Below are 11,938 nucleotides of genomic sequence, written 5' to 3'. Positions count from 1 at the left end.
GCTGGAAAAATTCTCTCAAAGTGCTAGTTGAGGTTTCTTCGTTGGAGTTGCGCCTTGGGCCACCTTGAAGCAGGTACTCATTGCTAGAGCGGTGTTCTTCAAATGAAGAGCACCTATGAAGTGCTCTGGGTTGAGGTTTCTTGCTTGGGGGTGAGGGCTCGCAAAGGGCCGTTGGCAGGGCGAGAATTATTTTAAGAATTGAGGAACAGTATGCGTTTGCAGATAGCTCGCAAAAGGTTAAGCGCCCGTCATCTCTTTGGATGGGCCACACTCGCCTTGGTGGCGTTGCTTACCGCCTGTGGAGGCGGAAAATCAGGCAATACCCCTAGCAGCATTTCTGGCAGCAGCCCAGTGACTTTGGTGGCAGCGCCCCAGCCCAGTTCTCCCATCGCGCTGGCCTTGGCCACCGGTGACTCCAGTGCGCTGACCGATGCCAAGCTGGTTGCCCAGCACGCCCAGTACGCGCAGCAGCAAATCAGCTTGGCACAAGCAGCGCGTATCAGCAGCCTGTACCAGGGTGTAAGCACAGAATATGACCCGTCGCGCTGGAGCTACTGGGTGCAGCCGCGCAACACCGCCACGGCGCAGCCACTGATTGTGGGCGACCAGGGCAACACATTGGCCAGCATGAGCGTGGCAGCAGGCGGCCGCAGCGCGGGCTTTGGCGTGCAGGTATTGGAGAGGTTCAATGGCAACGAGCTGGTCGCTTATCGTCCCGCCTTCAAGCGCCTACTGGCTTGGCTGGTGCGTGGAGATGCTGCGGGAACCCTGCCAGCCACGCTGAACGTGGCCTTTGCGGGTATCAATGCCACCAGCAGTGCGGCCGGCTTGGTGAAGGCCGGGGTGCCAGTTACCACCATTGCGTGTGACTTCATTGCCACCCCCGCCTGTGCCTCCAACGCGCACCTGCTGGTGGTTGGCGGTGATTTGGCGGCCAGTGCCAGCTTGGAAACTAGCATACGCGCACTGATTGCCGCTGGGCGGCCGGTGCTCTATGCACACACCAAGTCCAACTGGACCAGTGACTCCGCCATCCAGGTGTTGGCAGGCATGGGTCTGCAGTTCGGCCCTTATCCCGGCAACAACTGGGCCAGCGACAAGGTGGCAGCAGGCCGCAGTGAAGCAAGCAACCGCACCTTAAGCGACCAGTTTGCCAAAACCACGCCTATTCTCAATTTGATAGCCTCCGACAGCTTCAGCATGCCCTATGACTGGTCGCCATGCACCGTGTATGCCGGTAAAACCGATTGCCCGGGGAGTGTCACTGACTTGCAAGCCGGGCTGCTCTCGCCTGTAGACGCCTTGCGCAGCCAGATTGATGTTTTTAACCGCGCTGGGCAAAGCATCTTTGCTACAGCCGATACCGATGTACTGCGCTACTTGGTGCTCTGGGCTGATGTGGTGCGACGCCAGATTCGTTACCCTATGGACAAGACTGGCTCGCCCGCTGCGTTCCAGAAAGCCCTGATTGCCGATGCCTTGGTGTCCTACGTCCGGACCACGGCTCCAGCGCAGTCAGATCTGGGTACCTTCGCCAGTGCGCTGACCACCGGCATGGCCGTGAGTCGTGCAGATGAAATAGTGGATGTGACTGTTCCCGCCACCCAAGGTTTCACGGCCATCGGCCGCCTGGCCGCGCCAGGCAAACCATTCACGGTAGAAGTGCTTAGCGCCGGAAGCGCCACCGTGAAGCTGCGTATCAACACCCACCGCACGGGCTCTACCCGCCTGTGGGAGGCGAATAAGTACAACCGCCCCCGGTTTTTGGCGAGCCCGGAGATGTCCCTCACCACTGGCCAGCCACTGCAGCTGGTGACCCCCTATGGCGGCACCTTGCAGCTGGTGTTTAGCAATGCAACGCCCCAGCAAAACGTGCAGCTGCGTTTACGTGGGGTGGCCAAACATCCGTTTCTGGATCTGTCCAACGACCGAGGTGACAAGGCCGGGTTTGTGGCCGCGCTGAACGCCGCCCAGCATGAGTGGGCCGAGATCAAACTGCCGGGCATTGAAGTGCACTCCCGCGCGGACATGATGCGCGCAGCCATCAACACCGCCGTCTATGCCGGAGATATGGACAAGTACCTGAGTGAACTGCAAGAGCTCTTGTTTGAAGATACGTACCTGTTTGCAGGCTTCGTAGTGCCGGGCAAGACGCTTACCCCCCATGTTCAGGCCATGTGTGTCACCTTCGGCTGGAATTGCACCGACCCAAAAATCCACCAAAAGCCCGGTACCCAGCACATCAATGTGGATGTGTACGCGGCGTGCGGTGGCGCTTGCTCGGGCAATCCCTATGACCAGACGGTGGGGCTTAACCCACGTGGCGGCGGGGAGGGGCATGAAATAGGACACAACCTTCAAAAAGGAATGCACAAGGTCTATGACGACCGCAGCACCGAGGTCTCCAACAATTTGTTCCCACTGCACAAGGCCTGGCGATTGTTCATTGAGCAGAACTACAACACGGTCGGCGTCCAAGTGGCTTACCAGTCCGCGTTCAACATGATCAAGGCCGCCAAGACGGAAGCGGACCCCATTGAAGGCGCTTACCAGCGCATTTGGGGTGATGCTGCCTACGCAGCACAAGGTGCCGAGCGCATCGCCTTCTACCTGCAGTGGGTGCACTACTGGACCCAGCGCCAAGCCAGCAATGCCTCCGGCTGGGACATTGTCACTTTGCTTTACCTGCACCAGCGTCAGTTTGATGCAGTAGCTGCTGCGGACTGGGCTGCCAATCGCAACAAGCTGGGCTACAGCACCTACGCCAATAAACCCAGCCCGTCCGGCAATGACAACATGCTGATCACCCTCTCGTGGATTACGGGCCGGGACCAACGCCCGACCTTCGATCTGTGGGGCGTGCGCTACTCACCAGAGGCTGCGGCCCAGGTAGCGGCCTTCGGTTTTGCGGCGGAACCCGCGCTGTTCTATGCCAATACGAGCGTCAACAACCACAGCACGGTGCGCAAGGTCGACATGTCGGTCGCCAGTCCGGTCTGGCCTTTTTAACGAATTAGCAATCTATGAAAACACATCTACATCGCTTGGGTCGCATGCAAGCCTCGCCCCACTTCTCCATGCTGCGCCGGCTTGCACTGATGGGTATGTTTGTTGCGGCGCTCGGCGCGTGCGGCGGTGGTGGAAGTGGAAGTGGAAGTGGAAGTGGAAGTGGAAGTGGAAGTGGAAGTGGAAGTGGAAGTGGAAGTGGAAGTGGAAGCGGAGTGCTAGGCAACGCTTCCGTGGTCATTCAACTTGCGCAATCCCATGTAGTGCCGGCCCAAGGGACCACGTGGTCGCTGGCCAACAGCCCCCGGTTGAGGGTTTCGCAAGGGCGTGACGCCTTGGTGCTGGTGCAGCTCAACAATCTACGAGCTACCGCGCCGGTGTTGGAATTGCGCCAGGGCAGCAACCTGGTCAGCAGCCGCGCCCTGAACCCGCCGGCCCAGCTGCCCCCTAGCGAAGGGGGCGATGAAAAGTTTGCCTCCAACATGTGGTCCGTCACAGTGCCGGGGGCCGAGGTGGCCGAGGGCATGTCGCTGTTGGTGCGCGACGGTGGGCGCGAATTGAATGCACCCGTGGCTGTCACTGTGGCACCCCGCACCGATGTGACTTTTCAGTTGCTCTCCTTTTTGCTATTTGGTGCCCCAGAAGACGCCAGCGAACTCAAGGCGATGACCGCAGACGAAAAGGCGCAGGGTGTGGCCGGCATGCCCTACACCACCAGCACCTTTGTTCGCCACCCCTTGGGAGCGTTTGAATCCTCCTTCTTGGTGCTGCGGCCCGATGGCACCCATGCGGCCTCCAAAATCACCAATGCCGACGGGCTCTCCGGTCGCGATAACCCCTTGCTCGACATGGTGTGGACCATCAATGACGCCACAGGCGATGAAACCTTGCAGCGCGTCACGTATGGCAGCGTATTTATGAAAAAGGCAAACGGTGAGCGGAAGTATTGGGGCGGCGGCGTCTCCTGGACCGGCTCGGGTGGCGCCGTGGGGGACCCCGGCTTTGGTCTCTTGTGGCACGAAGGCGGGCACGCCATGAGCTTGGGCCATTCACCGGCGGATTACGACGGCGGCGGCTACCCCTACCTGGATGGCAGCCTCAAAGGCAGTGCCTGGGGATACGACCAGTCCAAAAACTACTTCCGCGCCCCCTTTACCGCCCCCGACTCGTACTACGCCACCTGCCAGGGCGATAAGGCCGCGCGGGGTGGCAGAAGTTTTGCCAAAGACAGCCGGGGTCGTTGCTACCGCTTTGACCCTATGCACTCGGCAGACGAGCAAAAAACGACCAAAGCAGCCTTCCCCCTGTTCTCTGACTACAACGCCGCCCGCATGCAACGTTGGGCCTTGGGGCGCGACAAAGTCAACGCGGGCAACACCGGTTTCATGCAGCTCAACAGCAACGGCCAGTGGGTGGAGAATGCGGACGCCAGCAAAACCTACAACTACGCTTGGGACGGCTTCAACAACAAACACGCCGACCCCGACATGCTCAACCGTGAGTGGGATTTTGTGTATACCACTCGAAGCCTGGCCGATACGCCCGGCGCGACCGAGTTCTACCCACCCATTCGGCATGTGGGCAACGCCCGCAAGCTGATTGACCCTATGGTGCAAAGCGAGCTTGATTCCATCAACGCAGCCGACAAAAAAGCCAGCTACTACAAGTACTGCCGCCAGTCCGGCTGCGACTTCACGGTGCGTGCCACCTATGAGCACCCTGTCACCCGCGCGCAAAGCACTGCGTACCGGGTGCTGCGCGGCAGCGGACGACAGTCGGACAAGCCTGACACGTGGAAAGACGACGTTCTGGTCGATACCAGCCGCGACAGCTTCGTCTGGTGGGCCATCCGACTGCCGGTTCCGGCGGGCCAGCCCAAACTTATCAGGCTCGAACTGCTAGACACCCCCATGGTGTGGACTCGCACAGCCCACGACATTCGCAACGCCACAGTGCTTAAAACACTGGTCTTGCCATAGCGAAAGTGCGCCCAAGCAGCAAACAAAAAGGCCTTTAGCGCTTGCCCAGTAAGCTTAAGTAGCTCCGAAATTTATAGCGACAAATCTTTCCTAAGGTAGTAAGGCCGGGCCGATCTACACCGTGCCTTCCACCAGTGGGTTCACAGCCATTGGACGTCTGGCAGCTCCCGGCAAGCCTGTGTTCGTGGAGCTGCTGTGCGCGGGCGGTGCCACCGTGTCGCCACGCCCCAACCCCCAGCATTCCGGCTCCACCCGCCCGTGGGGTTCCAGCCGCTCCCGCCGCTCCGGCTTTTTGGCCAGTCCGCACAGGGTACTCAGTACCGGCCCAGCGATGCCGCAGTTAAGCCGCCTACGCAGATACCCTGCAGCCAATGTTGGGCAGCGCCACACCGCATCGGCGAGGTCTCCCACAAGAGGTTCCTACCTCACAAAAATCGGAGCATGTTCAACCAGCTGAACTGCAGCACGGTGCGCAAGATCGATAGCTTGGTCGCGATTCCCGTCTGGCCGTTTCGAGAAATACCTAGGGATAACCCTGTATCAACGCCTTCCTACTTCCGCAAACCGATCGCATCGTGGACCAACATTCCCCAAAACCATACTTTTGGTTAGTAGTCACCTTGCTGCTAGCTGGAAAAATTCTCTCAAAGTGGTAGTTGCGGTTTCGTCGTTGGAGCTGCGCCGTTGGCCACCTTGAATCAGCCACTCAGTTCTAGAGCAGGTTTCTTCGTGTGAAGACCACCTATGCAGTGCTCAGGATTGCAGTTCCTTGGATCGAGGTGGCCGCCCTCAATGGGCCTTTGGCATGGCGAAAACTATTTTAAGAATTGAGGAACAGTATGCGTTTGCACTTAGCTGGCAAAACACTAAGCGCCCGTCTTTTCGTTGGATGGGCCACATTCGCCTTGGTTGCGTTGCTTACCGCCTGCGGCGGCGGCAAATCAGGCAGTAGCCCTAGCAGCGTTTCTGGCAGCGGTGCCGTGACCTTGGTGGCAGCACCCCAGCCTAACCCGCAAATTGTGCAGGCCTTGGCCACCGGTGACGCCAGTGCGCTGACCGATGCCAAGCTGGTCGCTCAGCATGCCCAGTACGCTCAGCAGCAAATCAGCTTGGCGCAGGCAGCGCGCACAAGCAGCCTGTACCAGGGCGTCAGCACTGAATACGACCCTACGAATCAGAGTCATTGGGTGCAGCCTCTTAACACTGCCACCGCGCAGCCACTGATCGTGGGAGACCAGGGCAATGCTTTGTCCAGCATTAGTGTGGCCGCAGGAGGTCGCAGCGCGGGTTTTGGCGTTCAGGTGCTGGAGAGGTTCAATGGAAACCAGCTCATAGCTTATCGGCCCGCCTTCAAGCGCCTACTGGCATGGCTGGTGCGTGGTGACGCTGCCGCTACATTGCCGGCTACGCTGAACGTGGCTTTTGCCGGCGTCAATGCCAACAACAGTGCGGCTGGCATGGTGAAGGCGGATGTGCCGGTCACCACCATTGCCTGTGACTTCATTGCCACTCCCGCTTGCGCCACCAACGCACATCTGCTAGTGGTGGGAGGAGACCTTGCACCTAGTGCCAGTCTGGAAGCAGGTATACGCGCACTGGTAGCGGCTGGGCGGCCGGTGCTGTATGTGCACACCAAGTTCAGCGCGTTTAGTGATTCAGGCAGGCAGGTGCTGGCGGGCATGGGCCTGCAGTTCGGCTCCTACGGCGGTAACTACTGGGCCAACGACAAGGTGGCCGCGGGCCGCAGCGAAGCGACCAATCGTACGTTGGGCGACCAGTTTGCAAAAACCACGGCCATGCTAAGTTCGCTGGCTTCCGACAGTTTCAGCATGCCCTATGACTGGTCGCCGTGTACCGTCTCTGCTGGCAAGACCGATTGTTCAGGAGTGGCCAGCCTGCAGTCCAACTTGCTGTCGCCGGTGGATGCCTTGCGCAGCCAGATCGATGTGTTCAATCGCGCGGGTCAGAACCTCTTTGCCACGGCCGATACCACCGTACTTCGCTACCTGGTGCTGTGGGCCGACGTGGTGCGGCGCCAGCTCCGATACCCCATGGACAAGGCCAGTACGCCTGCCGCCTTTGAGAAGGCCCTGATTGCTGACGCCCTCGTGGCCTATGTGCGCCCTGCCGCCAACGCCCAGGCTGACCTCGGCAGTTTTGCCGGTGCGCTTACCACCGGCATGGCCGTGAGCAGCACGGACGAGACGGTGGACGTGTCGGTACCTTCCACCAGCGGCTTCACGGCCATTGGCCGCCTGGCGGCTCCGGGCAAGCCCGTTACGGTCGAGCTGCTCAGCGCCGGCAGCGCCACCGTGTCGCTGCGCCTGAATACTCAGCGCACCGGCTCCACTCGCCTGTGGGACCCTAATCGATACAACCGCCCTCGCTTCTTGGCCAGCCCGGACATGGTGCTCAGCACCGGCCAGGCGATGCAGTTGGTGAGTCCCTATGGCGGCACCCTGCAGCTGGTGTTCAGTAACGCCACGCCACAGCAAAACGTACAGCTTCGGCTGCGTGGGGTAGCCAAGCATCCGTTTCTGGACCAGTCCAACGGCGCGGGCGATACAGCGGCTTTTGCCACCACATTAAACGCCGCCCAGCATGAGTGGGCCGAGATCAAGCTCGCTGGCGTTGAAGTCCATTCCCGTGCCGACAAAATGCGCGCCGTCATCAATGGCCCTCATTACGCAGGCGATATCGACAAGTTTTTGAACGAACTGAAAACCATCTTCTTCGAAGACCTCTACATGCTGGCCGGCTATGCCTTGCCCGGAAAGAGTCTGACCGCCCATGTGCAGGCCATGTGTGCCAATCTGGGTTGGACTTGCACCGATGCCACGCTGCACCGCGTGCCCGGGACCCAGCACATCAATGTAGACAACTATTCGCAATGCGGTAGCGGCTGCGCGGGCAACCCGTACGACCAAGACTGGGGCCTCACCCCCCGCGGCTGGGGCGAAAGCCATGAGGTCGGTCACAACCAGCAAAAGGGCATGCACAAGGTCTATGACGACCGCAGTGGCGAGGTCTCCAACAACCTGTTTCCCTTGCACAAAGGCTGGCGCATGCTAAGCGAGCTTGGCTACAACTCAGGCGACAACCGAGTGGCTTACCAGTCTGCGTTCAACATGATCAAGGCCGCCAAGACGGAAGCGGACCCCATTGAAGGCGTTTACCAGCGCATTTGGGGTGATGCTGCCTACGCGGTGCAAAACGGCGAGCGCATGGCCTTCTATATGCAATGGGTGCATTACTGGGCCCAGCGCCAAGCCAGCATTGCGACCGGCTGGGACATTGTCACTTTGCTTTACCTGCACCAGCGTCAGTTTGATGCCGTAGCTGCTGCGGACTGGGCTGCCAATCGCAACAAGCTGGGCTACAGCACCTACGCCAACAAACCCAGCCCGAGCGGCAATGACAACATGCTGATCACCCTCTCGTGGATTACGGGCAGGGACCAACGCCCGACCTTCGATCTGTGGGGCGTGCGCTACTCACCAGAGGCTGCGGCCCAGGTGGCGGCCTTCGGTTTTGCGGCGGAACCTGCGCTGTTCTATGCCAATACAAGCACCAACAACCACAGCACCGTGCGCAAGGTCGACATGTCGGTCGCCAATCCTGTCTGGCCGTTTTGAGAAATTACTCAACGCATATAAGCGTTTGGAGAAGTCAATATGACTACTTTTAAGTTGGGGATCAAAGGATTGAGTGCGGGTGAGACTGACTTCATTCGCGACTTACTCAGTTTTATGACCGTTGATGGAGACTTTAAATGGAACTATGCACCTATAGAGCCATTTGATGCCTATATCGTGGACGCGGAGGCAAGTTCGCATATGGAAATCCCCTATGTGTCAGATATTGAAATCGTGCTGGCAGGTGCGCCTGCGAATAAATTACGTTTGAATAGACCCATCCATGGGGCGGGTTTAAAGGCATGCCTCAGCAAGCTTCAAACGCTTGTCTATACGCAGCAAGCCACGTCAAGCTCGGCCCAGTCAAATATTTCGACCTCAGAAGAAAATAATCAGGAAATTACTTCCAAACTAAAACCGATAGAAAATTCTCAGAATATTGTCGAAGAGAAATACAAACTCATTCGTTGGCCTCACCAGGTCGCGATTCGTGGCAGTAAGGACCGTGTGCGCTTATCTAATTTTTTGATTGGCAAAGCGTGGTCTGTCAACGAGCTCGCGAGTGCTTCCGGAGTTTCCCTCGAAGAATGTGCGTCCTTTATTGCAATTCTAAAGTCGCTTCAATTGGTTTCAATATTTTCAGAAGTAGTATCTGACAGAAGCAATGTAGTTGACATGGTGCAAAGCAGGAAAAAAATGGCCAGCCATGCTAATCGTGGTTTTATTTCCTCACTGCGACGGAAGCTGGGCCTCTGAAACTCACTAATCCTATGAATGAATACAAAATACTAATAAGCGGTACCACTGGTTCGGGGAAAACCACTGCAATAGGTGTGGTGAGTGATTCTCTGCCCATCGTGACGGATGTAAAAAATACAGATCCTACAGTTTCTAAGCTGCTGACCACAGTAGGACTTGATTTCGGCTTGGTTGAACTGGAGAGTGGTAACCGTTTGAGGTTGTTTGGGACGCCAGGCCAGGATCGGTTTGACTTTCTTTGGAAAATTCTCGCGAAAAATGCGCTGGGTCTCATTATCTTGATTGATAACTCCCGCCCTAAGCCATTGGAAGATCTTGAAAAGTACCTCAATGGCTTTAGTGAGTTCCTCGGAAACACACCCTGCGTCATTGGTGTAGGGCGTTTGCCAGAGTGCCCAGATCCGGATGTTGACGCGTATGCAGACTTCTTGTTCAACCGGCAATGCTTGGTGCCCGTTGTTCCCGTTGACGTGAGACAGCGTGACGATGTCCTCATGCTCATTGACATCTTGTTAACGCAAATTGAAGCTGATCTTTGACCGTTTGATTCAGCACACCCCACCGGCTATTTGACAACACATATATGAAAAATAATACAGCTATAGACAATATTCGCAATTTTTGCGAGCAAGAGGCAAAAAAAATTCTCGCCGAGATTACCGGAACGCTGGGAGTTGTAGTTTCTACGGTCGATGGTTTTGAAGTCGCCTATGCCCACCACGGAGATCTTGTCCCCGAAAGAATTGCAGCGATGGCCAGTTCAATCTCTGCCATTGGTTCGGTGGTCGCAAGAGAATCTTTTTTGGACGACCCATCAGATATAACGATCTACTCTGGAAACGGGTTTGTCCAGGTATTTTTGGTCAATCACTCGGATGAGAATTTATTGATAGTGAATATTATTTCAGACTCAACAGCAATAATGGCTCAAGTAAATCACCGTGGAAAGCGATTTGCCAAAGCCCTGAGGGAGCTGCGCTAAGAAATGTATTGCGGTGCAGGTGGCTGGCCTTAAAAACTGCTAGAAAACCAAGCGCTATTCTTAAATAAATTAATTTAAAAATCTTGTGCGGGCTGCGGGGCACTCGTCAAAATAAAAAATCCGCAGCGAATTAACTAAATTGATAAGGAACAACACTATGTCTACGATTAAACAAACACTTGACGAGCTTATGACAGCTGATGGTGCCGTTTGCACTGCCATTGTCGACTCAACCAGCGGCATGATCTTGGGTAGCGCTGGCTCTGGTGTGGATATCGAGGTGGCTGCGGCGGGAAATACCGAAGTCTTTCGCTCCAAAATGAAGACTATGCGCGCATTGGGTCTGAATGACACAATTGATGACATGCTAATTACCTTAGGAAAGCAATATCACATTATTCGACCATCTGCTTCCAAGGAAGGTGTTTTCATTTATTTTGTTTTGGATAAAAGCAAGTCAAATTTGGCAATGGCTAGGCGCAAAGTGCAAGATGCTGATAAGGGTTTAGACTTTTAAAGTTCAGCCAAGCGCCCAAGCAGATAGGCCCGTTCACAAACGGGCCTTTTTTCTGTGTGTCGATATCAGGGGGTTTTGCTCCCTAGAGATTGGGCCAAAGCGGAGCAGGTGACGTCTCCGAGCTTGATTTTGGCTAGGGATAACCCTTGGATAAAGCGGCCTGTACATGCTCTCACTAAGGCTTGAGGGGTTCCATATCCCCTAAACCATACTTTTGGCTAGTCATGTCTTTGTGAGCAGGTGTAAAAATTCTCTCAAGGTTGCTGTTGCGGTTTCGTCGTTGGAGATGTGTCGTGGGCGACCCAAAATAAGACCGGCTTGCGCGGCTACGTGTAATGACGTAGAGCGGGCTATTGCAGGGGGCTAGGACTTCAAAACTGAGATATCGCCATGGGAACGTTGGAAAACTATGGGTCGTTCAAAGCGCAAGCTGTGTTGCATTTGATGGAGCGGTATAGCCACTATGGCTTTGACATACACACTGCCACAGAGTTTGTAAGTCGCAGTAGCGAATACAAGTTTGCCTGCTACGACAAAATTGTGCGCGAAGGTGAGCTGCATGGTTCGGGGCTCATTTATTTCATTGTGCAAGGCGAAGTGGCGGTGGAGTCGCGCTTGCACAGGCAGTCGGGGCGTGCTGCGGTGTGCATTTTGCAGCCCGGAGAACTTTGCGGCGAGTCCAACTTTTTTGATGTCATGCCCGCAACAGCGACCTGCACCGCCCTCAGTGACGTGGTGTGCCTTGCCTTCGCCAAAAGCGCGTTGTATAGCGCCCGTGGAGTCGACACAGCGCTGATGCATCCCGTAATGCACCTCATTGGCGCGCATTTGACGAAACGCATTCGCAGTGCCAATAACAAAATTCTCATTTACGAGAAGATTTTGGATGTGGCGCTTTCAGGTGAGCGCATGTATTCCAAAGCGCACTACGAGCTTGAACTGCAAGCCTCCCAGATGTAGGCCATAGGGGCAGATGGCCAGTCCGCAGCGTGAGGCTAGTGGCTTGGCGTTACGCAAAATCAGTTTTAAGATGACCGGCAAACGATGTTTCGGTTAGAGC

9 protein-coding genes are annotated in these 11,938 nt (G+C 56.3%); 8 read left to right on the top strand and 1 reads right to left on the bottom strand.

Annotated elements, in window-relative coordinates:
• The first annotated feature begins 210 nt into the window (after positions 1-210).
• Positions 211-3,009 (top strand): ImpA family metalloprotease, encoded by a 2,799-nt coding sequence (locus EXZ61_RS15895; protein ID WP_142812696.1) that lies wholly within the window; start codon positions 211-213, stop codon positions 3,007-3,009.
• Positions 3,010-3,239: 230 nt separating this feature from the next.
• Positions 3,240-4,985 carry a M66 family metalloprotease gene (locus EXZ61_RS15890; RefSeq protein ID WP_142812695.1) on the top strand — a complete coding sequence of 582 codons (1,746 nt, stop codon included), beginning with the start codon at positions 3,240-3,242 and terminating at the stop codon, positions 4,983-4,985.
• A 114-nt stretch (positions 4,986-5,099) separates the two neighbouring features.
• On the opposite strand, the gene EXZ61_RS15885 is transcribed toward EXZ61_RS15890, so the two are convergent.
• A complete protein-coding gene (locus EXZ61_RS15885; RefSeq protein ID WP_142812694.1) occupies positions 5,100-5,396 on the bottom strand; it encodes a hypothetical protein in 297 nt (98 codons plus the stop codon).
• Positions 5,397-5,824: 428 nt separating this feature from the next.
• Between EXZ61_RS15885 and EXZ61_RS15880 the strand changes: the two genes are divergently transcribed.
• The 6 genes from EXZ61_RS15880 to EXZ61_RS15855 all read left to right on the top strand — a co-directional run bounded on the left by EXZ61_RS15880 (position 5,825) and on the right by EXZ61_RS15855 (position 11,838).
• The gene (locus tag EXZ61_RS15880) at positions 5,825-8,620 is read left to right on the top strand and encodes an ImpA family metalloprotease (RefSeq protein WP_142812693.1); all 2,796 of its coding nucleotides are present in this window, start codon (positions 5,825-5,827) and stop codon (positions 8,618-8,620) included.
• A gap of 39 nt (positions 8,621-8,659) precedes the next feature.
• Entirely contained in the window at positions 8,660-9,376 is a 717-nt protein-coding gene (locus tag EXZ61_RS15875) for a hypothetical protein (RefSeq protein ID WP_142812692.1), read from the top strand.
• 14 nt (positions 9,377-9,390) lie between these two features.
• The gene (locus tag EXZ61_RS15870; RefSeq protein ID WP_142812691.1) at positions 9,391-9,918 is read left to right on the top strand and encodes a GTP-binding protein; all 528 of its coding nucleotides are present in this window, start codon (positions 9,391-9,393) and stop codon (positions 9,916-9,918) included.
• Between the two features lie 44 nt (positions 9,919-9,962).
• Positions 9,963-10,361, top strand: coding sequence for a roadblock/LC7 domain-containing protein (locus EXZ61_RS15865; RefSeq protein WP_142812690.1), 399 nt, complete (start codon positions 9,963-9,965; stop codon positions 10,359-10,361).
• 157 nt (positions 10,362-10,518) lie between these two features.
• Positions 10,519-10,878, top strand: coding sequence for a hypothetical protein (locus EXZ61_RS15860; protein WP_142812689.1), 360 nt, complete (start codon positions 10,519-10,521; stop codon positions 10,876-10,878).
• A 390-nt stretch (positions 10,879-11,268) separates the two neighbouring features.
• Positions 11,269-11,838, top strand: a complete 570-nt coding sequence (locus tag EXZ61_RS15855; RefSeq protein ID WP_142812688.1) for a cyclic nucleotide-binding domain-containing protein — start codon at positions 11,269-11,271, stop codon at positions 11,836-11,838.
• Positions 11,839-11,938: the final 100 nt, after the last annotated feature.

Source organism: Rhodoferax aquaticus, assembly GCF_006974105.1.
GTDB lineage: Bacteria > Pseudomonadota > Gammaproteobacteria > Burkholderiales > Burkholderiaceae_C > Allorhodoferax > Allorhodoferax aquaticus_A.
Note: the sequence above shows the minus strand (reverse complement) of the source record. Positions and strands in the feature narration are given on the sequence as shown.